The sequence below is a fragment of the Variovorax paradoxus EPS genome, assembly GCF_000184745.1.
GTDB classification, from domain to species: domain Bacteria; phylum Pseudomonadota; class Gammaproteobacteria; order Burkholderiales; family Burkholderiaceae_C; genus Variovorax; species Variovorax paradoxus_C.
The window spans coordinates 980,313-1,005,650 of the sequence record NC_014931.1 but is presented as its reverse complement, the minus strand read 5'-3'; the positions used below and the strand labels follow the sequence as shown (position 1 = coordinate 1,005,650).

Annotated in this window: 23 protein-coding genes; 19 read left to right on the top strand and 4 right to left on the bottom strand. The window is 68.4% G+C overall.

Going from position 1 to position 25,338, the window contains the following annotated elements:
• Window positions 1-136: 136 nt before the first annotated feature.
• The 7 genes from VARPA_RS04460 to VARPA_RS04430 all read left to right on the top strand — a co-directional run bounded on the left by VARPA_RS04460 (window position 137) and on the right by VARPA_RS04430 (window position 7,602).
• Window positions 137-1,798, top strand: coding sequence for an ABC transporter substrate-binding protein (locus tag VARPA_RS04460; protein ID WP_013539357.1), 1,662 nt, complete (start codon window positions 137-139; stop codon window positions 1,796-1,798).
• A 147-nt stretch (window positions 1,799-1,945) separates the two neighbouring features.
• On the top strand, window positions 1,946-2,899 hold the full coding sequence (locus tag VARPA_RS04455) for an ABC transporter permease (RefSeq protein ID WP_013539356.1): 954 nt from the start codon (window positions 1,946-1,948) through the stop codon (window positions 2,897-2,899).
• 20 nt (window positions 2,900-2,919) lie between these two features.
• Entirely contained in the window at window positions 2,920-3,822 is a 903-nt protein-coding gene (locus VARPA_RS04450) for an ABC transporter permease (protein WP_013539355.1), read from the top strand.
• A 4-nt stretch (window positions 3,823-3,826) separates the two neighbouring features.
• The gene (locus tag VARPA_RS04445; RefSeq protein WP_013539354.1) at window positions 3,827-4,876 is read left to right on the top strand and encodes an ABC transporter ATP-binding protein; all 1,050 of its coding nucleotides are present in this window, start codon (window positions 3,827-3,829) and stop codon (window positions 4,874-4,876) included.
• Between the two features lie 71 nt (window positions 4,877-4,947).
• A complete protein-coding gene (locus VARPA_RS04440; protein WP_013539353.1) occupies window positions 4,948-5,937 on the top strand; it encodes an ABC transporter ATP-binding protein in 990 nt (329 codons plus the stop codon).
• A gap of 28 nt (window positions 5,938-5,965) precedes the next feature.
• Window positions 5,966-7,144 (top strand): amidase, encoded by a 1,179-nt coding sequence (locus tag VARPA_RS04435; protein WP_013539352.1) that lies wholly within the window; start codon window positions 5,966-5,968, stop codon window positions 7,142-7,144.
• A 77-nt stretch (window positions 7,145-7,221) separates the two neighbouring features.
• On the top strand, window positions 7,222-7,602 hold the full coding sequence (locus VARPA_RS04430) for a cupin domain-containing protein (protein ID WP_013539351.1): 381 nt from the start codon (window positions 7,222-7,224) through the stop codon (window positions 7,600-7,602).
• On the opposite strand, the gene VARPA_RS04425 is transcribed toward VARPA_RS04430, so the two are convergent.
• The 3 genes from VARPA_RS04425 to VARPA_RS04415 are packed head-to-tail and all read right to left on the bottom strand — an operon-like array spanning window position 7,603 to window position 10,840.
• The gene (locus VARPA_RS04425) at window positions 7,603-8,127 is read right to left on the bottom strand and encodes an ureidoglycolate lyase (protein WP_013539350.1); all 525 of its coding nucleotides are present in this window, start codon (window positions 8,125-8,127) and stop codon (window positions 7,603-7,605) included.
• On the bottom strand, window positions 8,124-9,569 hold the full coding sequence (locus VARPA_RS04420; protein ID WP_013539349.1) for a UdgX family uracil-DNA binding protein: 1,446 nt from the start codon (window positions 9,567-9,569) through the stop codon (window positions 8,124-8,126). Before VARPA_RS04420 ends, VARPA_RS04425 begins: the two co-directional genes overlap by 4 nt.
• An 11-nt stretch (window positions 9,570-9,580) precedes the next feature.
• A complete protein-coding gene (locus tag VARPA_RS04415) occupies window positions 9,581-10,840 on the bottom strand; it encodes a putative DNA modification/repair radical SAM protein (RefSeq protein WP_013539348.1) in 1,260 nt (419 codons plus the stop codon).
• A gap of 122 nt (window positions 10,841-10,962) precedes the next feature.
• Here VARPA_RS04415 and VARPA_RS04410 point away from each other — a divergent pair, with 122 nt between their 5' ends.
• From VARPA_RS04410 to VARPA_RS04400, 3 genes are read left to right on the top strand one after another with little or no spacing between them, the layout of a single operon-like run.
• Complete coding sequence (locus VARPA_RS04410) at window positions 10,963-11,313, top strand: Rieske (2Fe-2S) protein (protein WP_013539347.1); 351 nt, start codon at window positions 10,963-10,965, stop codon at window positions 11,311-11,313.
• Window positions 11,314-11,339: 26 nt separating this feature from the next.
• On the top strand, window positions 11,340-11,894 hold the full coding sequence (locus VARPA_RS04405) for a YbhB/YbcL family Raf kinase inhibitor-like protein (RefSeq protein WP_013539346.1): 555 nt from the start codon (window positions 11,340-11,342) through the stop codon (window positions 11,892-11,894).
• 52 nt (window positions 11,895-11,946) lie between these two features.
• Complete coding sequence (locus VARPA_RS04400; protein ID WP_013539345.1) at window positions 11,947-12,186, top strand: hypothetical protein; 240 nt, start codon at window positions 11,947-11,949, stop codon at window positions 12,184-12,186.
• On the opposite strand, the gene VARPA_RS04395 is transcribed toward VARPA_RS04400, so the two are convergent.
• Entirely contained in the window at window positions 12,171-13,091 is a 921-nt protein-coding gene (locus VARPA_RS04395; protein ID WP_013539344.1) for a LysR family transcriptional regulator, read from the bottom strand. The two genes, VARPA_RS04400 and VARPA_RS04395, sit on opposite strands and share 16 nt — an antisense overlap.
• 157 nt (window positions 13,092-13,248) lie before the next feature.
• On the opposite strand from VARPA_RS04395, the gene VARPA_RS04390 reads away from it, so the two are divergent.
• The 9 genes from VARPA_RS04390 (at window position 13,249) to VARPA_RS04350 (ending at window position 25,308) form a co-directional block, all read left to right on the top strand.
• Window positions 13,249-15,384, top strand: a complete 2,136-nt coding sequence (locus VARPA_RS04390) for a 3-hydroxyacyl-CoA dehydrogenase NAD-binding domain-containing protein (protein ID WP_013539343.1) — start codon at window positions 13,249-13,251, stop codon at window positions 15,382-15,384.
• 31 nt (window positions 15,385-15,415) lie between these two features.
• On the top strand, window positions 15,416-16,606 hold the full coding sequence (locus VARPA_RS04385) for an acetyl-CoA C-acyltransferase (protein ID WP_013539342.1): 1,191 nt from the start codon (window positions 15,416-15,418) through the stop codon (window positions 16,604-16,606).
• 10 nt (window positions 16,607-16,616) lie between these two features.
• Complete coding sequence (locus tag VARPA_RS04380) at window positions 16,617-17,834, top strand: acyl-CoA dehydrogenase family protein (RefSeq protein ID WP_013539341.1); 1,218 nt, start codon at window positions 16,617-16,619, stop codon at window positions 17,832-17,834.
• 11 nt (window positions 17,835-17,845) lie between these two features.
• Window positions 17,846-18,988: an acyl-CoA dehydrogenase family protein gene (locus VARPA_RS04375; RefSeq protein ID WP_013539340.1), complete on the top strand. Its 1,143-nt coding sequence runs from the start codon at window positions 17,846-17,848 to the stop codon at window positions 18,986-18,988.
• Entirely contained in the window at window positions 18,985-19,800 is an 816-nt protein-coding gene (locus VARPA_RS04370; protein ID WP_013539339.1) for an oxepin-CoA hydrolase, alternative type, read from the top strand. The genes VARPA_RS04375 and VARPA_RS04370 overlap by 4 nt, the downstream gene beginning before the upstream one ends.
• Before the next feature lie 199 nt (window positions 19,801-19,999).
• The gene (locus VARPA_RS04365) at window positions 20,000-21,208 is read left to right on the top strand and encodes a CaiB/BaiF CoA transferase family protein (protein ID WP_013539338.1); all 1,209 of its coding nucleotides are present in this window, start codon (window positions 20,000-20,002) and stop codon (window positions 21,206-21,208) included.
• A gap of 51 nt (window positions 21,209-21,259) precedes the next feature.
• Entirely contained in the window at window positions 21,260-22,270 is a 1,011-nt protein-coding gene (locus VARPA_RS04360; RefSeq protein WP_013539337.1) for a Bug family tripartite tricarboxylate transporter substrate binding protein, read from the top strand.
• Window positions 22,271-22,317: 47 nt separating this feature from the next.
• On the top strand, window positions 22,318-24,267 hold the full coding sequence (locus VARPA_RS04355; RefSeq protein WP_013539336.1) for an acyl-CoA synthetase: 1,950 nt from the start codon (window positions 22,318-22,320) through the stop codon (window positions 24,265-24,267).
• A 39-nt stretch (window positions 24,268-24,306) separates the two neighbouring features.
• Window positions 24,307-25,308, top strand: a complete 1,002-nt coding sequence (locus tag VARPA_RS04350) for a Bug family tripartite tricarboxylate transporter substrate binding protein (protein ID WP_013539335.1) — start codon at window positions 24,307-24,309, stop codon at window positions 25,306-25,308.
• Window positions 25,309-25,338: the final 30 nt, after the last annotated feature.

Below are 25,338 nucleotides of genomic sequence, written 5' to 3'. Positions count from 1 at the left end.
GGATGGCGGCATCGCCGCAATAGGCAGCGACAACCAGAAATAGCCAGCGCATGTCTGGGGCCTCTGCGCCGGTTGGCACATGTCGTGCTTGAAGGCTTCCTTCGCCTTTCCGTCATCCCCCACACCGGAGTTCCATGTGAAGCGTGCTGCCCCCGCCCTGTTCCTGAAACCCCTGGCCGCCTGCGCGGCGCTCGCCGTCCTGGTCCTTGCATCGCCCGCCGCGCTGGCCCAGGAAAAGACGTTGCGCATCGCCATGACCGCCGCCGACATTCCGCGCACCCTCGGCCAGCCCGACCAGGGCTTCGAAGGCAACCGCTTCACCGGCATCCCGATCTACGACGCGCTCACGCAGTGGGACCTGTCCAAGGCCGACGCGCCCAGCGTGCTGATTCCCGGCGTTGCCACCGCGTGGGCGGTCGATGCGAAGGACAAGACCAAGTGGGTCTTCAAGCTGCGCCCCGGCGTCAAGTTCCACGACGGTTCGGCCTTCAATGCCGACGCGGTGGTGTGGAACGTACAGAAGGTGCTCGACAAGGATGCGCCGCAGTTCGACCCCAGCCAGGTCGGCGTCACCGCCTCGCGCATGCCCACGCTCAGGTCGGCCCGCAAGATCGACGACATGACGGTCGAGCTCACCACCAGCGAGCCCGATGCGTTCCTGCCGATCAACCTGTCGAACCTGTTCATGGCCTCGCCCGCGCACTGGCAGAAGAAGTTCGACGCCGCTGCCGGCGCCACGCCCGCCGACAAGGCCAAGGCCGCCTGGACCGCCTTCGCCGCCGACCCGTCCGGCTCGGGCCCGTTCAAGGTCACGCGCTTCGTGGCGCGCGAGCGGCTGGAGCTCGCCGCCAACAAGACGTACTGGGACGCGAAGCGCGTGCCGAAGATCGACAAGGTCGTGATGATCCCCATGCCCGAAGCCAACGCGCGCACCGCCGCGCTGCTGGGCGGGCAGGTCGACTGGATCGAGGCGCCCTCGCCCGACGCAATGGCGCAGATCACGCAGCGCGGCTTCAAGATCTATTCGAATGCACAGCCGCACGTGTGGCCGTGGCAACTGTCGTTCGCAGAAGGCTCGCCGTGGCTCGACAAGCGCGTGCGCCAGGCGGCCAACCTGTGCATCGACCGCGGCGGCATGAAGCAACTGCTGGGCGGCATGATGGCCGAGCCCAAGGGCACGGTGCCGCCGGGCCATCCGTGGTTCGGCAAGCCCAGCTTCGACATCAGGTACGACGTGAAGGCTGCGCAGGCGCTCATGACGCAGGCCGGCTACTCGGCCGCCAAGCCGATCAAGGTGAAGGTGCAGATCTCGGCCTCGGGCTCGGGCCAGATGCAGCCGCTGCCGATGAACGAGTTCGCGCAGCAGTCGCTCAAGCAGTGCTTCTTCGACGTGCAGTTCGACGTGATCGAATGGAACACGCTCTTCACCAACTGGCGCAAGGGTGCGAAGGACCCGTCGGCCAACGGCGCCAACGCGGTCAATATCAGCTTCGCGGCGATGGACCCGTTCTTCGCGATGGTGCGCTTCGTGAGCACCAAGGCCTTCCCGCCGGTGTCGAACAACTGGGGCTACTACGGCAACGCCGAGGTCGACAAGCTGGTGGCCGATGCGCGCACCAGCTTCGACGACAAGGCGCGCGACGCCGCGCTCGCGAAGCTGCACACCCACATCGTGGACGACGCACCCTTCGTGTGGATCGCGCACGACGTGGGTCCGCGCGCCATGTCGGCCAAGGTGAAGAACGTGGTGCAGCCCAAGAGCTGGTTCATCGACATCGCGACCATGACGATGGACTGATGCCCAAGATACGTTCAAGGAGATGAAACCCAAACCGTTCACGCTGAGCTTGGCCTGTCCTGAGCCTGTCGAAGGGTCGAAGCGCCGCGCGAGGCTTCGACAAGCTCAGCCCGAACGGTTCTTATCTATTGCAAGCCAGAACCCACGATGCTCACCTACCTCCTGCGCCGCGTGATCTACGCCGTGCCGATCATGATCGGCGTGGCCCTCGTGTGCTTCCTGCTCGTGCACATCGCACCCGGCGATCCGCTGGTGTCGATCCTGCCGCCCGACGCTTCCGCGGACCTGCAGGCGCAGCTGCGCGAGCTCTACGGCTTCAACCGCTCGCTGCCCGAGCAGTTCGGCATGTGGGTCTGGCGCGCGCTGCACGGCGACCTGGGCGTGTCCATCGCGAGCAATCGCGCGGTGGCCGGCGAGGTGTTCACCGCCGTGGGCAACACGCTGCGGCTGGCGGTGATGGCCACCTTCATCGGCTTCGTGCTGGGGTGCCTCTTCGGCTTCGTGGCGGGCTATTTCCGCAACTCGTGGATCGACAGGCTCGCCTCGATGTTCTCGGTGCTCGGCGTGAGCGTGCCGCACTACTGGCTGGGCATGGTGATGGTGATCGTGTTCTCGTCGCAGCTCATGTGGCTGCCCGCCACGGGCGCCGGCCCGAGCGGCTCGGACGACTGGGCCTGGAACTGGGAGCACCTGCAGTTCCTGCTGCTGCCGGCGCTTACGATGTCGGTGATCCCGATGGGCATCATCGCGCGCACGGTGCGTGCGCTGGTGGCTGACATCCTCGACCAGGAGTTCATCGTCGGACTGCGCGCCAAGGGCCTCACGCACTTCGGCGTGTTCCGCCACATGGTGAAGAACGCCGCGCCCACGGCACTGGCCGTGATGGGCCTGCAATTGGGCTACCTGCTCGGCGGCTCGATCCTGATCGAGACCGTGTTCTCCTGGCCCGGCACCGGCTTCCTGTTGAACTCCGCGATCTTCCAGCGCGACCTGCCGCTGCTGCAGGGAACGATCCTGGTGCTGGCGATGTTCTTCGTGGTGCTCAACCTGCTGGTCGACGTGCTGCAGACCTTGCTCGATCCGCGCATCGCGCGCGCCTGAAGGAAGAGAACCGCCAAGCCATGTCCACCGTGCTCGCTTCTTCTCCCACCGCCGCCGCCGTCGAACCGCTGCCGGCGCAACGCTCGCGCGGCTACTGGGCCTCCGTCTGGCTGCGCTTTCGTCGTGATCCGGTGGCCGTGGGCGCCGCCATCGTCGTGCTGCTGCTGATCGCGATCGCGGTGTTCGGCCCGTGGCTCGCGCCGTCCGATCCGTACCAGTCATCCATGCTCAAGCGGCTCAAGCCCATCGGCACCGAGGGCCTGCCCTTCGGCAGCGACGAGCTGGGCCGCGACATGCTCTCGCGGCTGATCGTCGGCGCGCGGCTGTCGCTCTTCATCGGCATCACGCCAGTGCTTTGCGCCTTCGTGCTGGGCACGGTGATCGGCATCGTCGCGGGCTACGCGGGCGGCATCGCCAACACGCTGATCATGCGCACCATCGACGTGTTCTACGCGTTCCCGTCGGTGCTGCTGGCCATCGCGCTCTCGGGCACGCTGGGCGCGGGCGTGGTCAATTCGCTGATCTCGCTGACCATCGTCTTCATTCCGCAGATTGCGCGCGTGGCCGAGAGCGTGACCACACAGGTGCGCACCCGCGACTACGTGGAAGCGGCGCGCGCCTCGGGCGCCAGCCCCTTCACCATCGTGCGAGTGCATGTGCTGGGCAATGTGCTCGGGCCGATCTTCGTCTACGCCACCAGCCTCATCGCGGTGTCGATGATCCTGGCCTCGGGCCTCTCGTTCCTCGGCCTGGGCGTGAAGCCGCCCGAACCCGAGTGGGGCCTGATGCTCAACACGCTGCGCACCGCGATCTACGTGCAGCCGTGGGTTGCCGCACTGCCGGGGGCGATGATCTTCATCACCTCGATTTCCTTCAACCTCCTGTCCGACGGCCTGCGTTCGGCGATGGACAACAAGGGCTGAAGCCATGGAAGCACTGAAAGACATCGGCGGCCCCGCGCAGCCGCTTCTCACCATCTCGGGCCTGGTCAAGCACTTCCCGCTCAAGAAAGACCCGCTGGGCCGTGGCGGCGGCGTGGTGCGCGCCGTGGATGGCGTGGACTTCGAAGTGATGAAGGGCGAGACCCTCGGCGTGGTCGGCGAATCGGGCTGCGGCAAGTCGACCACCGCGCGCCTCCTGATGCAGCTCATCGAACCGACGCGCGGCGAGGTGATCTTCGACGGCCGTGAAGTCGGCGGCCGCGACCTGCCGCTGAAGGAATTCCGCCGTCAGGTGCAGATGGTGTTCCAGGACAGCTACGCCTCGCTCAATCCGCGCCTCACGATCGAGGATTCGGTCGCCTTCGGGCCGCAGGTGCATGGCGTGTCGCGGCGCGAATCGGTGGCACGGGCGCGCGACCTGCTGGCGCGCGTGGGCCTCGCGCCGCAGCGCTTTGCCGAGCGCTATCCGCATGAACTCTCCGGGGGCCAGCGGCAGCGCGTGAACATCGCGCGGGCGCTCGCATTGCAGCCGCGCATGGTGATCCTCGACGAAGCCGTGTCGGCGCTCGACAAGTCGGTGGAGGCGCAGGTCATCAACCTGCTGCTCGACCTGAAGACCGAGTTCGGCCTGACCTACGTCTTCATCAGCCACGACCTCAACGTGGTGCGCTATGTGAGCGACCGCGTGATGGTGATGTACCTCGGTCAAGTGGCCGAGATCGGTCCGGCCGATGCGCTGTACGAGACGCCCGCGCACCCGTACACGCGCGCGCTGCTGTCCTCGATGCCATCGATGGACCCGGACCACCGCACCGAGGTGGCGGCGCTCGCGGGCGATCCGCCGAACCCGATCAACCCGCCGACGGGCTGCCGCTTCCATCCGCGCTGCTCCATCGCGGCGCCCGTGTGCAGCCAGATCGTGCCCGAGCGCATCGCGACGGATTCGCAGCATGCGGTGAGCTGCCTGGTGCACGAGCCAGGCAGCGGGCATCCGATGGCGCAGCCGCAACCCTTCTTGCAGAGGCAGGCCGCATGAGCGCAACAGCGACAACAGCGACAACAGCGACAACAGCGACAACAGCAGCAGAAACCGCCGCCACCGGCCCCATGGTCCGGCTGCGCGACCTCAGCGTCACTTTCAGCGGCGGCCGCAAGCCCGTGCACGCGGTCAGCGGCGTGAGCCTCGAAGTGCAGCGCGGCGAGGTGGTCGCGCTGATCGGGGAGTCGGGCTCGGGCAAGAGCGTGACCCTGCGCACGCTGCTGCGCCTGCACCCCGAGCGCCGCACCCGCATGGGCGGGCAGGTGGAAGTGGCGGGCCGCGACGTGCTTGCGATGCCGCAGCGCGAGCTCGCGGACTTCCGCGGCAAGGTCGCCTCGATGATCTTCCAGGAGCCGCTGCTCGCGCTCGACCCGGTGTACTCGGTGGGCGCGCAGATCGTCGAGTCGATCCGCCGCCACGAGTCCGTGAGCCAGGCCGAGGCGCAGCAGCGCGCGCTGGCGCTGTTCGAGCGCGTGCGCATTCCGAGCCCCGAACGGCGCCTGCAGGCCTATCCGCACGAGATGTCGGGTGGCATGCGCCAGCGCGCCATGATCGCGCTCGCCCTCGCCTGCAAGCCGCAACTGCTGCTGGCCGACGAGCCGACCACGGCGCTCGACGCCACGGTGCAGATCCAGATCCTGTTGCTGCTGCGCGAGCTGCAGCGCGACCTCGGCCTCTCGGTGATCTTCGTCACGCACGACATCGGCGCGGCCGTCGAGGTGGCCGACCGCATCGCGGTGATGTATGCGGGGCGCATCGTCGAGGAAGGCACGGCGCGCGAGCTGATCCGCTCGCCGCGCCATCCGTACACCATCGCGCTACTCAAGAGCCGCGCGCACGGGGCGCTCGCGCGTGGCACGCGGCTGGAGACCATCGGCGGTGCGCCGCCCGATCTTTCGGCGCTGCCGCCCGGCTGCTCCTTTGCCGAGCGCTGCGCGCTCGCGAGCGATGCGTGCCGCGCCGCACAACCGCCGGTGATTGAACTGGCACCGAATCACCGTGTACGCTGCATCCACACGGAGGCGGCCGCAGCCATTGCACCCGTGCTGGTCGCCTGAGTCTTCCTCCTTCACGCCTCTCATTGCCATGCCATTGCACGACCCTGCCCACGCCTTCGTTCCGTACCCCGATGCGCCGGTGGCGCGCGCCGGCACCGGCCCGCTGTCGGACCTGAGCTTTGCCGCCAAGGACCTGTTCGACGTGGCCGGCTATCCGACCGGCGGCGGCAACCCGATCGTGCTGGCGATGTCGGGCATCAAGACCCGCACCGCGCCCACGGTGCAGAAGCTGCTCGATGCCGGTGCGCGCTTCGCGGGCAAGACCGTGACCGACGAACTCGCGTTCTCGATGAACGGCAACAACGCGCACTTCGGCGCACCGGCCAACGGCGGCGCGCCGCTGCGCATCACGGGCGGCTCGTCGTCGGGGTCGGCCTCGGCCGTGTCCTCGAATCTGTGCGACTTTGCGCTCGGCACCGACACCGGCGGCTCGGTGCGCGCGCCGGCCAACCACTGCGGCCTCTACGGCCTGCGCCCGACGCACGGCCGCGTGAGCCTGGAAGGCGCGCTCGACCTCGCGCCCAGCTTCGACACCTGCGGCTGGTTCGCGCGCGACATCGGCACCTTCGCGCGTGTGGCCGATGTGCTGCTCGGCGCGGATGCGCAGGCCTTGCCCGAACGTGTGCGACTGCTGCGGCCCGACGATGTCTGGGCGCTCGCCGTGCCTGCCGCGGCCGAAGCGCTGCAAGACGCGGCCGATCGCGTGCAAAGCCTGCTCGGCCCGGCAAAGGGCACGACCGTCGCGATGGAATCCTTCGACGCGATGTACTGGCACTTCCGCTACCTGCAGTCGCGCGAAGCCTGGCTCACCGACGGCCCGCTGATCGAGCGCTACGCGCCGCCGCTCGGCCCCGGCGTGGCCGAGCGCTTTGCGTGGTCGCGCGATGTGACCGATGCGCAGGTGGCGACCGCGCGGGTTTTCCGCACCGCGTTCCGCGCGCACCTGGCCAACCTGCTGGGCACCGACGGCGTGCTGCTGATGCCGACCATGCCCGACATCGCGCCGCTGCGCAGCGACAGCGAGGCGTCGATGGAGGATTACCGCAACCGCGCGATCCGCCTCTTGTGCATCGCGGGGCTGGCGGGGTTTCCGCAGCTCTCGATGCCGCTCGCCACGCGCGATGGCGCGCCGCTGGGCATTTCGCTGCTGGGGCCGGCGGGGTCGGACCGGTCGCTGATCGCGCTGGCCGAGCGCATCGCGGGTTAGTGCGAGGGCGTGCGAGGGCGTGCGAGATCGTGCGGCCTGGGGTAGGCTGCCACTCCCACGTCCTGCACAGAAGCCTCATGTCGAACACCCACCAGGTCAGCACCCCCAAGGAAATCGCCGCCTCGCTCACCGAGTTCTGGTCGCCGCGCGTCGTCGCAGAAGTCGACGACGCCTACATCAAGGTCGCCAAGGTCCACGGCTCGCTCGCCTGGCACAGCCATGACAACGAAGACGAGTTGTTCATGGTGCTCAAGGGCCGTTTGCGCATCGAGATGGAAGCCGGCCCCGTCGAGCTCGGTGAGGGCGAGATGTTCGTCGTGCCCAAGGGCGTGCGGCACAACCCGGTCGCCGAGGAGGAATGCCACCTGATGCTCATCGAGCGCAAGACCACGCTGCACACCGGCAGCACGGTCACCGAGAAGACGCGCTCGCTCGCGGACCAGCTGCGCCCTGTCTGATCAGCGCGACGCGGCAGCCACGACGCGCAGCGGCTCCTGCAGCCAGCAGACATCGCAGTCGACCGCAGCCGCCGCCCGCTCGATCACCACGAAGTCCCCCACATCGACCGCGAGCAGTGCGTGGTGCCAGGTGCCGGGCGCGAGCACCACGCCTTGATGCCCATCGGTCACGAAGGCCGCGAGATCGCGGTGCGACACCGGCGCATCGCCCGCGCGCGCCACCACGATCACGAAGCGCCGCTCGCCCAGCGGAACGAAAGCCTGGCTGCCGAGCGCATGCCGCTCCATCTCCGTGACCTCGTGCGGAAAGCTTCGCGCCTGCGCGCGGAACAGCGCGAGCATCGGCCGGCCGCCGTCGGCATCGAGTTGCAGATCGCCGAGCAGGTCGAAGCGCCGTGCGTTGCCGCCGTTGATCGGGCGGCCTTCGCCGGTCGGAGCCTCGATCACCGTGCCGAAGGGCGCAAAGGCCGTGGATGTGAGCGGTTGCGCAACGAGCGGCGCTGCAAGGGGCGATTCGGCATTCATGCCGCGATTGCAGCAGAAACCGTGCCGCGCGCGCGTTCGAGGTCGTCCAGCCAGCGGGCATAAGCCGCGACGCGCTCCCCGTCCGCGAGCCTCAGCAGCGCGGAAGGATGCAGGGTGACGAACACCGGTCTGCCGTCGCTGCGCTCGTGCAGCCACGCCCCGCGCTCGGCCTGCACCGCCACCGGCCGGCCCAGCAAGGCACGCGCCGCCGTGGCGCCTAGCGCCACCAGTCCTTCAGGCCTCACGAGCGATATCTCGCTGTCGAGCCAGTGCGCGCAGGCGTCGGCTTCGCGCTGCGCCGCGGTCTTGTGGATGCGGCGCTTGCCGCGCAGCTCGTACTTGAAATGCTTGACGGCGTTGGCGAGGTACACGCTGTCGCGCGCCCAGCCCAGTTGCGCCATCGCGCGGTCGAGCAACTGGCCGGCCGGGCCGACGAAAGGGCGGCCCATGAGGTCTTCCTGGTCGCCGGGTTGTTCGCCGACGAGCATGTGTTGCGGCGCCAGCGGCCCCTCGCCGCACACGGCCTGCGTGGCGAGCGCGCCGATGGGGCAAGCGCGGCAGGCGTGCGCTGCCGCGCGCAACTCGCCCAGGTCGGCAGGCGCCACGCCCTCGGCCGGCCGCACATGCAGCGCAATGGGCGCGCGGATGCGCCGCGCCGCCGTCGGTGGCGCATCGATCATCGATTGGCTGCGCGCCTCGGCCGCGTCCGTGAGCGGCTGGATCAGCGCGGCCTCGGGCAGGTTGTGCCAGTAACGGCGCGGCATCTCGCGCCGCATCATCGCGACCTTCAGGCGCGCGGGGTTGAAGATGTGCTCGTAGTAAGTGAGCCAGAGCTGCTCGCCCGCGTCGGGCGGCGGCTTCTCGCGGCGGTCGGCGCCGTCGCGGAAAGCCAGCGCCTCGCCGTTCCATTCGACACAACGCTCGGGCGTGAGGATGGCCCAGCGCATCTGCGCGAAGCGGCGCGCGAAGAACGGCGCGTTGGCCTCGACGATGTGGTGGTCGGGCTCGAACCAGGCGACGTGGCGCTCGAGCCCGTCGTCGCCCATGACACGGGTGAAGCGCACGAAGGCGCGCATCTTGTGGATGTCGCGGTGCACGGCCTTGGCCATCAGCTGCGCCTGCATCATGTCGGCATCGAGCGGGTCGTGCCGCAGCGAGGGCTCGTGCGCGAGGCGCCACAGCAGGCGGTACATCAGGGCGAAGCGCTGCGGGTCGCGATGCAGGATGACGTCGCCGCACAGCGCGACGAAGGCGGCGGGCACGGCATGCGGCGCGCCCGCGATGAGCGGTGTTGGCGCTGCGTCGTTCGTCTCGTCGAACAGACCGGCAACCCGCTCCCCATTCCATTCGACCTGCTCCGGCGGAACGCCCCCGGCCAGCAGTTGCCGCGCGTGATGGCGGAAGGCGTCGAGATCGATCGGGTTGTCGAGCCGCACGTGCATCGGAGGCCCGCTCAGAACAATGCGGCTTGCGTCGGTTGCGCGGCAGGCGCCGGTACCGCCGCCGCCATCGCACCCGCCGCGGGCCGGTGCCCATCCGCCACCACGAACGGCAGCACCTTGCGCGCCGGCACATGCAGCCGCCGCAGGTCGTCCGCGCGCACCCGGCGCACGCGCCGCGCCTGCAGCAGCCGCTCGACCGCCTTCACGCCCAGGCCCGGCACGCGCAGCAGCATCTCGCGCGGCGCGTGGTTCAGGTCGACCGGAAAACGCTCGGCATGCGCGAGCGCCCAGGCCATCTTGGGATCGACGTCGAGCCGCAGCAGGCCATCGGGCGCGGCCACGATTTCCTGGTGCTCGAAGCCGTAGAAGCGCATGAGCCAGTCGGCCTGGTAGAGCCGGTGCTCGCGCATGAGCGGCGGCGCGACCAGCGGCAGCGCGCGCGCCGCATCGGGGATGGGGCTGAAGGCCGAGTAATAGACGCGCTTCAACTTGTAGGCGCCGTAGAGCGTGGCGCTCGCGGCGAGGATGTGGCGGTCGTCGGTGGCGTCGGCGCCCACGATCATCTGCGTGCTCTGGCCCGCGGGCGCGAAGGGCGGCGGCTTCGCGGCGGTGGGCGCCGCACCGGGAAGCGCGCGGATCGGCACCACGCGGCGCGCCTCCTCGCGCGTGTCGTCGATGCGCAGCCGCAGCCGCGCCATCGAACGGCGGATCGCGCTCTCGTCCTTCTCGGGCGCGAGCGCCTGCAGGCCTTCGGTGGTGGGCATCTCGACATTGATGCTGAGCCGGTCGGCATAACGACCGGCGCGGGCGATGAGTTCGTCGCTGGCGTCGGGAATGGTCTTCAGGTGGATGTAGCCGCGAAAGTCGTGGTCTTCGCGCAGCTGGCGCGCCACCTCGACCACCTGCTCCATCGTGTGGTCGGGCGACTTGATGATCCCGCTGGAGAGAAACAGGCCTTCGATGCAGTTGCGGCGGTAGAAGTCGAGCGTGAGCTGCACCACTTCCTCGACGCGGAAACGCGCGCGCGGCACATTGCTCGACGCGCGGTTGACGCAATAGAGGCAGTCGTACTGGCAGTGGTTGGTAAGCAGCACCTTCAGGAGCGAGATGCAGCGGCCGTCGGGCGCGTAGCTGTGGCAGATGCCGGCGCCCTCGGTCGAACCGATGCCGCGGCCGCCGAGCGAGTCGCGCGGCTGCGAGCCGCTGGACGCGCACGAGGCGTCGTACTTGGCGGCGTCCGCAAGGATGGCGAGTTTGCGCTGGATATCCACGGTTTTGCTGAGCTGGAAAATACTGTATGAATATACAGTTTTCGAGAACCCATGTCGGAAGAAGGCGCAAGCTGGCCGCGTTGCATTGCCCGGCGCGAGGGCCTCGGCTACGCTCGGCGCCGATGACGCTTTCTCCCCCACGCGACGCCGCGGCCCCGCGCCTGATTTCCTCGAAGCTCGCCGACGGCGGCCTGGCTGCCACGTTCACTGCGCCCGACGGCACACCCGCCTTCGCGGTCCGGTGGCACGGCGGCGTGCACGGCTACCTCAACCAATGTCCGCACGCGGGCGGCCCGCTCGACTTCGAGGGCCAGATCCTCGAAAGCTCGGGCCGCTTTTTGATGTGCGCGCGGCACGGCGCGATCTTCGAGCCGGACACCGGCAAGTGCGTCGGCGGCCCCTGCCGCGGCGCGCGGCTCACGCCCGTGGCGCTGCGCGAAGACGAAGAGGGCCACGTGTGGCTCACCGATTGATCGACAACAACTACCCTGGAAAACACATGCACACCCTCTCCATCTCCGCCATTTCACTTGCGGCGCTTCTCTCGGGTTGCAGCGCCGTGGCACCCGCCACCGGCGGCAAGGCGCCCACCGGCATGAAGGTCACCTCCACCGCCTTCGCCGACAACGGCACCATTCCCGCCGAGCACGCCGGTGTCGGCGACTGCGGCGGCAAGAACGTCTCGATGCCCGTGGCCTGGACGCAGTTGCCCGCCAAGGCGAAGTCGGTCGCGGTGCTGCTGTCCGATCCGGACGGCGCGATGGGCCTGGGCGTCTCGCACTGGGTGGCCTACAACATCCCGGCCGAGCGCGGCCAGCTCAAGGCGAACGAGACGGGCGGCTTCACCGTGGGCACGAACGTGGCGGGCGCGACGGCCTACCGCGGCATGTGCCCGCCGGTCGGGGACCATCCGCACCACTACGTGCTGACGGTGGTCGCATCCGACCTCGCGCCAGGCGCGTTGCCGGCCGGGCTCACGCGCGATGCGCTGCTCGCGGCGCTCAAGGGGCACGCGCTGGGCGGGCAGAGCGTGGTGGGGCTCTACAGCCGCTAAAGTCGCGCACTTCTTTTCTTTCCACCACTGCGCGCAGCGATGCGCGTTCACGATGCGCCGCTTCACCGCCCTTTTTGCTCTCGTCGCCACCGCCCTGGCCGCAGGATGCGTGTCGCGTCCCGCGCCCCGCGTCACCTTTCTCAACGACGGCGTGCTCAAGTCGCCCAGCGCGCAGGACGCGGAAAACTACTGCCGCAATTTCGGTGCGCCGATGCGCTTCCTGAGCGCTGCAGGCTCGGAAATCCCGGCCGCGCAGGTCCCCGCCGGGGAAGTGATCTACCGCTGCGACTGATCGCCCGGCGGCGCGCCGGCCGCCCGTGCCCGCTCCAGGATGAAGTCGATGAAAGTGCGGATCGCGCGCGTGTGCTGCCGGTTCGGCATGTAGAGCATGAACATCTGCGTGCCGAAGATGCTGAGGCGCCAGTCGTCCAGCGTGGTCAGCACCTCGCCCTTGCGCACGTCTTCCTGCACCACGTAGTCGGGCACGAGGCCGATACCCAGGCCGGCCAGGATCGCCTGGCGCAGGAACAGAAAATTCTCTGAAATCAGCGTCGGCTCCAGGATCACCTCGCGCCGCGTTTCTCCCTGATAAGCCGATACGCGAAGCTGCCGGCCGATGACCGCGGCGGTGACCACCGGCGCGCCCTGCAATTCGTCCAGTTGCACGGGCAGCGGATGTTTTTCCGCGTAGTCGCGTGAGGCGCACGCCACGTAGCGCACCGGCCCGAGGTCGCGCGCCACCAGGTTCTGCGGCGGTTCGGGAATCACGCGCACCGCGATGTCGACCTCGTCGCGCAGCAAGTCCTCGATGCGGTTCTCGAACACCACGTCCAGCACGATGCCGGGGTACTGGCGCTTGAAGTCGATCAGCCAGTCGGCCATGACCAGTTGCCCATAGCCGCTGGGCACGCTCAGCCGCACGCGGCCCTGCAGGCCTTCGCCCAGCGTGGTGACCGATTCGCGCGCGGCCAGCAGCTCGGTCTGGATGGCCACCCCATGCTGGTAGAGCCTGAGGCCGATTTCGGTCGGCTCGGCGCGCCGGGTGGTGCGCCGCACGAGCTGCGCGCCGACCGAGCGCTCCAGTTGGTTCAGGTGGTAGCTGACGTTGGCGCGGCTCATCTTGAGCCGGCGCGCCGCGGCGCTCAGGTTGCCGGCGTCAAGGATTTCCACCAGCAGGGTGAGCGATTGAAGGTCCATTTAACGATTGTGTCAAAAATCCTTTGACAGTCTGTCAACCGTCTATGCAATTGTCAAAGCCGCAATGCGGGCCAAGAATGCGGGGTTCACCCCCAGAGCCTCGGGCCCCTCGCGAATGCATCCGCGTCGAGGGCCCGCCAACGCAAGAGACAAGCACATGGCCACCACCACTCCGAGCCCCTCCACGTCCTCCGGTCCCGTCACCTTCGAACGTCTTGGCGACGTGTTCGTGGTGACCATCGACAACCCGCCCGTCAACGCCCTGGGCGTGGATGTGCGCCGCGGCCTCGTGGCCGCCATCGCCGCGGCCGAGGCGGACAGCGCTGCCAGGGCGGTGCTGATCGTCGGCGCCGGCCGCAACTTCATCGCGGGCGCGGACATCCGCGAATTCGGCAAGCCGCCGCAGGCACCGTCGCTGCCCGAGGCGTGCCTTGCGATCGAGAACTGCACGAAGCCGGTCGTCGCCGCCATCCACGGCGCCGCGCTCGGCGGCGGTCTCGAAGTGGCGCTCTCGGCGCACTACCGCATCGCCTCGCCCACGGCCAAGCTGGGACTGCCCGAAGTGGCGCTCGGACTTCTGCCCGGCTCGGGCGGCACCCAGCGCGCGCCGCGCCTCATCGGCGTGAAGCCCGCGCTCGAACTGATGCTCAGCGGCCGCCATGCGGGCGCGAAGGAAGCGCTGTCGCTCGGCCTCGTCGACCGCCTGGGCACCGAAGCCGACGCGCGCGCCGAAGGCCTCGCCTACGCTGAGGAACTCGTCGCCGCCAAGGCCCCGGTGCGCCGCACGCGCGAAGCCGCCGGCCTCGCCGACAAGGAAGCCAGCCGCGCCGCCCTAGAAGCCGCACGCACCGACACAGCCAAGAAGAGCCGCGGCCTCTTCTCGCCGATGAAGATCGTCGAAGCCGTCGAGGGCGCGCTCACGCTGCCTTTCGACGAAGGCATGGCGCTGGAGCGCAAGCTCTTCATGCAGTGCATCGACAGCCCGCAGCGCGCGGGCCTCATCCACGCCTTCTTCGCCGAGCGCGAAGTGCTCAAGGCGCCCGAGACCAAGTCCGCCAACCCGCGGAAGCTCGAATCGGCCGGCATCGTGGGCGGCGGCACCATGGGCGCGGGCATCGCGGTCGCGATGCTCGATGCGGGCCTGCCCGTGACCATGATCGAGCGCGACGAGCCCAGCCTCGCACGCGGCCGCCAGCATGTCGAGAAGGTGTACGACGGCCTCATCGCCAAGGGTCGCATGACGCCCGAAGCCAAGGCCGCGGTGATGGCGCGCTTCAGCGGTTCCACGTCGTATGACGCGCTGGCCAACGTCGACATCGTCGTCGAAGCCGTGTTCGAAGAAATGGGCGTGAAGAAGGCCGTGTTCGCCGAGCTCGACCGCGTGTGCAAGCCCGGCGCCGTGCTCGCCACCAACACCTCGTACCTGGACATCGACGAGATCGCCGCGAGCATCAAGCGCCCGCAGGACGTGGTGGGCCTGCACTTCTTCTCGCCGGCCAACATCATGAAGCTGCTGGAAATCGTGGTGCCCGCCAAGGTGAGCGCCGACGTGGTCGCCACCGGCTTCGAGCTCGCGAAGAAATTGAAGAAGGTGCCGGTGCGGGCCGGCGTGTGCGACGGCTTCATCGGCAACCGCATCCTCGCGGTGTACCGCCAGGCCGCCGACCACATGATGGAAGACGGCGCCTCGCCCTACCAGATCGACGAAGCGGTGCGCGAGTTCGGCTACCCGATGGGCCCGTTCCAGGTGTCGGACCTCGCGGGCGGCGACATCGGCTGGGCCACGCGCAAGCGCAAGGCCGCCACGCGCGACCCACAGGCGCGCTACGTGCAGATTGCCGACCGCATCTGCGAGCGCGGCTGGTTCGGCCAGAAGACGCAGCGCGGCTATTACCTCTACCCCGAAGGCGCGCGCACCGGTTCGCCCGACCCGGCGGTGCTCGCCATCATCGACGCCGAGCGCGAGCGCGCGGGCATCGTGCGGCGCAGCTTCACCAATGAAGAAATCATCCGCCGCTACATGGCCGCGATGGTCAACGAAGGCGCGAATGTCGTGCTCCAGCGCATCGCGCTGCGCCCGCTCGACGTGGACGTGACCTTCCTCTACGGCTACGGCTTTCCGCGCCACCGTGGCGGCCCGATGAAGTACGCCGACACCGTGGGCCTGCCGAAGGTGCTGGCCGACATCCGCGAGTTCGCCAAGGAAGACCCGATCTTCTGGAAGCCGTCGCCGCTGCTGGTGGAGCTGGTCGAACGCGGTGCCGACTTCTCGAGCCTCAATCAACCCGAATAACCAACAAGCCAACCGTCCAGGAGACATCCCCATGCGTGAAGCCGTCATCGTTTCCACCGCCCGCACCCCGCTCACCAAGGCGCACCGCGGCGAATTCAACATCACCCCCGGCGCCACGCTGGCCTCTTTCGCGGTGAAGGCCGCGGTCGAACGCTCGGGGCTGGACCCGGCACTCATCGAGGACGCGATCCTCGGCTGCGGCTACCCCGAGGGCACCACGGGCCGCAACATCGCACGCCAGTCCATCATCCGTTCGGGCCTGCCGATCAGCATCGCCGGCACCACCGTGAACCGCTTCTGCGCCTCGGGCCTGCAGGCCATCGCGATGGCCGCGGGCCGCATCGTGGTGGACGGTGCGCCGGCCATGATCGCGGGCGGCGTCGAAAGCATTTCGCAGATCCGCGGCCGCAGCCCCGGCGATGGCGGCGACCTCAGCCTGGACCCGTGGATCGTCGAGCACAAGCCCGAGCTCTACATGGCGATGATCGACACGGCCGACATCGTCGCCAAGCGCTACGGCATCAGCCGCGAGGCGCAGGACCGCTTCTCCGCCGAGAGCCAGCGCAAGACCGAAGAAGCGCAGATCGCAGGCCGCTACAAGGACGAGATCGTCGCCTGCACCACCACGATGGCCGTGACCGACAAGGAGACCAAGGAGGTCACCTACCGCGAAGTCACCGCCACGGAAGACAACTGCAACCGCCGCGGCACCACCTACGAGGCGCTGGCCAAGCTCAAGCCCGTGATGGGCGAGGACAAGTTCATCACCGCCGGCAACGCCTCGCAACTTTCCGACGGCGCCTCGGCCTGCGTGCTGATGGAAGCGAAGGACGCGGAGCGCGCCAACATCAAGCCGCTCGGCGCTTTCCGCGGCCTCGCACTGGCTGGCTGCGAGCCCGACGAAATGGGCATCGGCCCCGTGTTCGCGGTGCCCAAGCTGCTCGCGCGCCATGGCCTCAAGGTCGAGGACATCGGCCTGTGGGAACTCAACGAAGCCTTCGCCTCGCAGTCGATCTACTGCCAGGACAAGCTGGGCATTCCGTCGGAACTTCTCAACGTGAACGGCGGCGCGATCTCCATCGGCCACCCCTTCGGCATGACCGGGGCGCGCCTCACGGGCCATGTGCTCATCGAAGGCAAGCGCCGCGGTGCGAAGTACGCGGTCGTGACGATGTGCATCGCCGGCGGCATGGGCGCGGCCGGCCTCTTTGAAATCTACTGAGGAGCCAGCAATGGACCTGAACTTCACCTCCGAAGAAGAAGCCTTCCGCGCGGAAGTGCGCGCCTTCCTCGCCGACAAGCTGCCCGCGCGCCTCTCGGCGAAGGTCAGCGGCGGCCAGATTCTCAGCAAGGCCGACATGCAGGAATGGCACGCCATCCTCAACGAACGCGGCTGGCTCGCCAACCACTGGCCCGAGCAGTACGGCGGCCCGGGCTGGACGGCGGTGGAGAAGTTCATCTTCGAACACGAATGCGCCCTCGCCTTCGCGCCGCGCATCGTGCCCTTCGGCGTGAACATGCTGGGGCCGGTGCTCATCAAGTACGGCAACGAGGCGCAGAAGCAGCGCTGGCTGCCGCGCATCCTCGATGGCTCGGACTGGTGGTGCCAGGGCTATTCGGAACCCGGCGCGGGCTCCGACCTCGCGGCGGTGAAGACCTCGGCCGTGCGCGACATCGATGCACAGGGCGATCACTACATCGTGAACGGCCAGAAGACCTGGACCACGCTGGGCCAGCACGCCAACATGATCTTCTGCCTGGTGCGCACCAACCGCGAGGCGAAGAAGCAGGAAGGCATCAGCTTCCTCTTGATCGACATGACCGCGCCCGGCGTGGAAGTGCGCCCGATCATCACGCTCGACGGTGAGCATGAAGTGAACGAAGTGTTCTTCTCCGACGTGCGCGTGCCGGCCGAGAACCTCGTGGGCGAAGAGAACAAGGGCTGGACCTGCGCCAAGTACCTGCTGACCTACGAACGCACCAACATCGCGGGCGTGGGCTTCTCGGTGGCGGCGCTCGAACAGCTCAAGGGCATTGCCGCCAAGCAGGTGAAGAACGGCAGGCCGCTCGCCGAAGACCCGTCGTTCGCCGCGCGCATGGCGCGCGTGGAAATCGACCTGGAGAACATGAAGACGACGAACCTGCGCGTGATCGCTGCCGTGGCCGGCGGCGGCGTGCCGGGTGCGGAGAGCTCGATGCTGAAGATTCGCGGCACGGAAATCCGCCAGGAGATTTCGTCGCTGGCCCGCCGCGCAATGGGCGTCTACGGGCGCCCCTTCGTCGAGGAAGCCCTGCACGACGGCTACACCGAGAAGGGGGGCGAGACCTTCGGACCGGCCTACGCGAAGGCGGCCGCCGCACGCTACTTCAACAACCGCAAGCTGTCGATCTTCGGCGGCTCCAACGAAATCCAGAAAAACATCATCAGCAAGATGATCCTGGGCCTGTAAGGAGACATGCAGTGAACTTCGAACACACCGAAGACCGGCGCATGCTCGCCGACAGCCTGAACCGCTTCATCGCCGAGCAGTACGCGTTCGATGCGCGCGACCGCATCGCGAAGTCCGCGCACGGGTTCAGCAAGGAAATCTTCCAGCAGTTCGCCGAACTGGGCGTGATCGGCGCGTTGTTCAGCGAAGCCGACGGCGGCTTCGGCGGCGGCGGCTTCGACATCGCCGTGGTCTTCGAAGCGCTGGGCCGTGGTCTCGTGGTCGAACCGCTGCTGGGCGCCGTCATGGTCGGTGAAGCGCTCAGCGCCGCCGGCAGCGATGCGCAGAAGGAAAAGCTCGGCGACATCATCAACGGCGTGACCGTCGCGGCCTTCGCGCACGACGAAGCCGACACGCACTACGAACGCACGCGCGTGCAAACCAAGGCCGAGCGCAGCGGCGATGGCTGGGTGCTGAACGGCGCCAAGGCCGTCGTGCCGCAGGGCGAGCAGGCCGACCTGTTCCTCGTCTCGGCCCGCACCTCGGGCAACGTCGATGACGAAGCCGGCATCTCGCTGTTCCTCGTGCCTGCAAAGACCGCAGGCCTCACGGTGCGCGGCTGCCCAGCCATCGACGGCGGCCGCGTCGCCGAACTCACGTTCGACGGCGTGAAGCTCGGCACCGATGCATTGCTCGGCACCGAAGGCCAGGGCGCCGCGACCTTGGAACGCGCCATCGGCCGCGGCGTGCTGGCGTTGTGCGCCGAAGCCGTCGGCGCGATGGAAGCCGCCAAGACCGCCACGCTGGAGTACCTCCGCACGCGGAAGCAATTCGGCATCCTGATCGGCAGCTTCCAGGCGCTGCAGCACCGCATGGCCGACCTGCTGCTCGAGATCGAACAGGCGCGCTCGGCGGTGATCAACGCCGCAGCCGCCAGCGGCGGTACGGACCGCGTGGCGCGCGAGCGCGCCCTGTCGGCCGCCAAGTTCAGCATCGGCCGCATCGGCGCGCTGGTGGCGGAAGAAAGCATCCAGATGCACGGCGGCATCGGCATGACGTGGGAGCTGCCGCTGCCGCACTACGCCAAGCGGCTCGTGATGATCGATCACCAGCTCGGCGACGAAGACCATCACTTGCAGCGCTACATCGCGCTCGGTAAGGGGCTGGCGGCATGAGCGACACGAAGACAGTCCTGATCTCGCAGCAGGGCGCGGTCCGCATCCTGACGAACAGCAACCCTGGCGCCCGCAACGCGATCACGCCGACGCTGTATGCCGAACTCTCGGCCGCGCTCATTGATGCGCAGAACGACCCCGAAGTGGGCGCCGTCGTCTTCACCGGCGCGGGCGATTTCTTCTGCTCCGGCGGCGACCTCAACCTGCTGGCCAAGCGCCGCGAGTTGCCCGCCTCGGAACGCCGCGAAAAACTCGAAGGCCTGCACGACCTGATCCGCGCGATCCGCGATTGCGGCAAGCCGGTGATCGCGGCCGTGGAAGGCGGCGCGGCCGGCGCGGGCCTGTCGATGGCGCTGGCCTGCGACATGCTGGTGTCGGCGCGCGATGCGTTCTACACGGTGGCCTACGTCAAGGTCGGCCTCACGCCGGACGGCGGTGCGACCGCCTTCCTCGCAGAGTTCGTCTCGCGCCAGGTGCTCACCGAGATGTGCCTCACCGGCGACCGCATGCCGGCCGAGCGGCTGCATGCGCTGGGCGCGGTCAACCGCTTGACCGACAAGGGCGCGGCGCTGGCCGAAGCGATTGCGCTCGCGGCGAAGGTGGCCGAAGGTCCGCAGCGCGCGAGCGCACGCATCAAGACGCTGTGCCGCCAGGCGCATCGCGCGACGCTCGAAGAACAGCTCGAAGGCGAGGCCGTGTACATGGTCGAGTCGCAGGCGGATGCCGAAGCGGCCGAAGGCATCGGTGCATTCCTCGGCAAGCGCAAGGCCGACTTCGCCGCGCTGCGCCACAGGAAGCAGGACGCGTCCTGAAGCCTCTGCCTCATCCTCATCGAACCCAAAACCAAAATTAAACCGTTCGGGCTGAGCCTGTCGAAGCCTTGCGCCCACTGCGAACAGCCCTTCGACAGGCTCAGGGCGAACGGTGCAAGGAGTGATTTTTGGCTATTCCAACAACCGTTCGGGCTGCTATTTCGCACGCAACCCGCCATCACGATTTCCTGGAGCCCTCATGCCACTGCTGAATTCCTCGCTGCCGCTTGCCGGCGTGCGCGTCCTCGATCTGTCCCGCATCCTCGCGGGCCCCTGGTGCGGCATGGTGCTGGCCGACATGGGCGCCGAGGTGATCAAGGTCGAGCACCCGGGCCGCGGCGACGACACGCGCGACTGGGGCCTGCGCGTCGGCAAGACCGAGACGGCCTACTTCAACAGCGTGAACCGCAACAAGCGCTCGGTCACGCTCGACCTGCAAACGCCCGAAGGCCAGCAGCTCGCGCGCGATCTTGCGAAGCAGTGCGACGTGGTGATCCAGAATTTCAAGTTCGGCGGCATCGACAAGCTCGGCCTCGGCTACGAGCAGCTGAGCAAGGAACAGCCGGGCCTCATCTACTGCTCGATCTCGGGCTACGACCGCACCGGCCCCGAAGCCGCGAGGCCCGGCTACGACCTCGTGGTGCAGGGCGAGGCGGGCCTCATGGCGCTGAACGGCGAAGCGAACCAGCCGCCGCTGAAGTTCGGCGTTGCCGCCGTGGACCTGTTCACCGGCATGTACTCGGCGCAAGCCATCCTCGCCGCGCTCTACCAGCGCGAAAAGACCGGCAAGGGCCGCCACGTCGAGATGGCGCTGTTCGACTGCGGCCTGATGATCACCGCCTACTACGGCCTCGAAGCGCTGCTGATGGGCGAAGACCCGCCGCGCTACGGCAACTCGCACCCGTCGATCGTTCCCTACGGCGTGTTCGACGCGGCCGATGGTCCGCTGGTCATCACGGTGGGCAACAACGCGCAGTTCGCGCGCTTCTGCACCGACGTGATCGATCGGCCCGACCTCGCGGCCGACGAGCGCTTCAAGACCAACATCCTGCGCTCGGCGAACCGCGCGGTGCTGTTGCCCGAGTTGCACGCCGAACTCGCGAAGCGCCAGCGCGTCGACCTGCTCGCCAAGCTCACCGCCTCGGGCATTCCGTGCGGCGAAGTGCTGGGCCTGCTCGAAGCGCTGCAGTCGAAGCGAGCGACCGATGCGGGCCTCGTGACCGAGCAGCCGCATCCGGTGGCCGGCACGGTCAACGTGCTCGCGCCGCCCTACCGTTTCGATGGCGAGCGCCTGCCGGTGCGCAACGCGCCGCCCACCCTGGGCGAAGGCACGCACGACGTGCTCCAGTCCCTGCTCGGCCTGTCGGACGACAAGCTGGCCGCGCTGAAAACCAGTGGCGTCGTCTGAAGAAGACGCGCCTGCATTCCTGATCCCCTGAAGAAGTAGCAACTGAAGTCCATGGCCTCCCCTGTTTCCCGTTCCGCTTTCCGCTCCCTCCGCAATCCCGTTCGCCGTGCACTCGTCGCCCTGGCCCTTCCACTCATCGCCGGCAGCGCCTTCGCGCAAGCCTGGCCCGCCAAGCCGATCACGCTGATCGTGCCCTTCCCACCCGGCGGCCCGACCGACGTGGCCTCGCGCATCGTGGCGCAGAAGATGTCGGTCGCGCTCAAGCAGAACATCGTCATCGACAACCGCAGCGGCGCCTCGGGCACCGTGGGCGCTGCCGCCGCGGCACGCGCGCCGTCGGATGGCTACACCTTCGTGATGCTCGCCACGCCCACGCTGCTGGCCTCGCACCTCTACGGCCCGACCAGCTACGACATCTTCAAGAACTTCACGCCCGTGGGCTCGGTGTACGACCTGCCGATCGTGCTGGTGGTGAACCCGAAATCGCTGCCCGACGTGACCACCCTGCAGGGCCTGATCGCCAAGGCCAAGGCCGAGGGCGGCAAGCTCAACTACACGACGGCCGGCGCCGGCAGCTTCGGCCACCTGACGACCGAGCAGTTGAAGACCATCGGCAAGTTCGACATGCAGCACGTGCCCTACCGCGGCAGCGCGCCGGCCGTGACCGACCTCATCGGCGGCCAGGTGCCCGCGATGTTCTCGGACCTCGTGGCCGTTCTGCCGCACATCCGCGCGGAAAAGCTTCGCGCCATCGCCGTCGGCTCGGGCCAGCGCGTGAGCCTGCTGCCCGACGTGAAGACAGTGGCCGAGCAAGGCTTCCCCGGTTTCGATGCGACCTCGTGGGGCGGCCTGCTGGCGCCGGCCGGCACGCCGAAGAACGTGATCGACCGCATGAGCGCCGAACTGAAGACCGCGCTGGCCGACAAGCAGGTGCAGGAAAAGCTCGAGAGCGTCGGCTCCTTCGCGGCCTACCGCACGCCCGAGCAGACCGGCACACGCATGCGCCAGGACTTCGAACGCTGGGGCAAGGTCATTCGCGACAACAAGATCACGAACCAGTAAAACAGGGCGCTTCGCGCGCGGCCGCAAGACGACATCAAGGAGACAACATGACAGGCAACGACAACAACAACAAGAAGACGGCCGCTGCGCCGTTCCGCCCCCTGTTCCCGGTGCGCGGCCTCGCCGACATCCGGCGGCTGGAAGAAACGCCGCTCGAAGAAGCGCTCACGGTGCGCAGCACCTACGAACTGTTCCGCAATTCCGGCGCGGCGTTCGGCGACAAGACGGCGCTGACCTTCCTGCGCAGCGGCAATCCGGCCGATGAGCCGATCCGCTGGTCATACGCCCAACTGCTCGCGGGCATCCACCAGACCGCGAACCTGCTGCACACGCTGGGCGTGGGGCCCGAAGACGCGGTCGCGGTGCTGCTGCCCGGCTGCCTCGAATACCACCTCGCGCTCTGGGGCGGCGAAGCGGCCGGCATCGTGCAGCCGCTGAACCCATTGCTTACGGACGAGAAGCTGGTCGCGCTGATGACCGCGGCGCGCGCGAAGGTGCTGATCGCCTACGGCTCGGACGCCGAATCGGGCATGTGGTCGAAGGCGATGCGCCTGCGCGGCCAGGTGCCCACGCTCACGACCGTGCTGCGCGTGGCGCCGCACGACGAAGAGCCCGGTGCTGCGGGCGCGCTGCCTGAAGGCGTGGCGGAGTTCGACGCGCTGCGCGCGGCCCAACCGAGCGACCACCTCGTGAGCGGCCGCGACATCGCGCCCACCGACATCGCCGCCTACTTCCACACCGGCGGCACCACCGGCGCGCCCAAGCTCGCGCGCCACAGCCACGGCGCGCAGGTGTTCACTGCCTGGGCCAGCGTGCAGCTCGCGGGCATGAACGAGAACGGCATCTCGATCAACGGCTATCCGCTCTTCCATGTGGCGGGCGTGCTGCCGGCCTCGCTCTCGGCGCTGTCGGCGGGCGTGGAGGTGATCATTCCGACGCCCTCGCTGCTGCGCAACAAGGAGGTGCTGGCCAATTACTGGAAGCTGGTCGCGAAGTACCGGCCGAGCTCGCTCTCGGCCGTGCCGACGGTGCTCGCGGCGCTCGCTAATGTGCCGCTCGATGGCGCGGACATTTCCTCGATCACCTACTGCCGCACCGGCGCCGCGGTGCTCGCGCCCGAGCTGGCCGCGCGCTTCGAGCGCCTGTTCGGCCTGCATGTGCACGAGAGCCTGGGCATGACGGAGATGGCCGGCATCTCGACCATCACGCCGCCCGGTGTGAACGGGCCCGCGGGCTGCGTCGGTTTTCGCCTGCCGTACTCGCGGATCCGCATCGTCGCGCTCGACGAAAGCGGCAACGCGAGTGACCGCGACGTGGCGCCTGGTGAGCAGGGCATGGTGCTCTTCAAGTCGCCCAACGTGTTCTCGGGTTTCGTCGATCCGGCGGACAACGCGAAAGCTTTTACCTCCGACGGCTGGCTCGCGACCGGCGACCTGGGCTGGATGGACAGCGAGGAGCGGCTGAACCTCACCGGCCGCTCGAAGGACCTCATCATCCGCAGCGGCCACAACATCGATCCGAAGACCATCGAGGACGCGCTCGGCGCGCACCCGGCGGTGCAGCTGTGCGCGGCAGTCGGCGCGCCCGATGCCTATGCGGGCGAACTGCCCGTGATCTTCGCGACGCTGGTGCCCGGCGCCTCGGCGACCGAAGAGGAACTGCTCGCCTTCACCGCCGCGCGCGTGGACGAAGCGCCCGCCAGGCCCAAGTGGGTGTCGGTGATCGGCGCGATGCCGATGACCAACGTCGGCAAGATCTACAAGCCCGAGCTGCGCGCGATGGCCGCGCGGCAGGTGGTGGCCGCGACGGTCGCCGAACTGTGCGCCGAACTCGGTGCGAGCGATGCGGCACGGCCCGTGGTGACCACCGAAGGCGAAAGCCTCGTGCACGTGCAGATCGACGCCGCCGAGGCGGGCGCGCTGGCCGCAGTGATGCAGGAGCGGCTGCAGAAGGCGCTGGCGCCGCTGCCCGTCAAAACGCGCATTGCGCTGAACTGAACCTCAAGAGTTTCTGAAACCAACGGGAGACAAAAGACCATGGCCCATTCATCCTCCAACCGCCGCGCGTTGCTCTGCGCCGCAGCCGCATCGACCGCCGCGCTGTTCGCGCTGGCGCCCGCTCATGCGCAGGCGCCCTACCCGAACAAGCCGATCCGCCTCGTCGTGCCCTTCCAGGCCGGCGGCGCGACCGACGTGCTCGCGCGCGTGCTGGGCCAGAAGATGTCGGCCGGCTTCGGCCAGCCTGTGGTCATCGACAACAAGCCGGGTGCGGCCGGCATCATCGGCACCGATGCGGTCGCCAAGTCGGCGCCGGACGGCTACACCGTCGTCTTCTCGCTCAGCAACGCGCTGCTGACCAACGAATTCCTCTACGAGAAGCTGCCCTACGACACGCAGCGCGACCTCACGCTGGTCTACCAGGTGGCGATGGGACCGCTGGTGCTGGTCGTGCATCCGAGCGTGCCGGTGAAGACCGCGCCGGAGCTCCTGAAATACGTCGCCGCGAACAAGGGCAAGGTCGCCTACGGTTCCTACGGCGTGGGCGCCTACCCGCACCTGGCCGGCGCGCACATGAGCCTCACGCAGCAGGCCGACATGAACCACGTCGCCTACAAGGGCGAGGCGCCGATGATCCAGGACCTGATCGGCGGGCAGATCCAGATGGCCTATGCGAGCGCGCTCGTGGCCAAGCCGCACATCGACGCAGGCAAGGTGCGGGCCATCGGCGTGAGCGGCGAACGCCGCATGGCCGCGCTGCCCGATGTGCCGACGCTCGCCGAGCAGGGCCTCAAAGACGAGGCCTACCGCGTCACCGGCTGGCTCGCCTTTGCGGTGCCGGCGAAGACGCCCAAGCCCATCGTGGACCGCATCGCCGACGAAGTGCGCAAGGCCTCGCAGCAGCCCGACGTGCGCGAGCGCATCGCGGCCATGGGCTTCGAGCTGCGCGACAGCTCGCCCGAACTCTTTGCCGCCGCCTGGAAGCAGGAGCGCCCGGTGTGGGAGCGGCTCATCAAGCAATCGGGCGCGAAGCTCGAGTGAACGAACCTCATCTGATTTCTGAAGGAACAA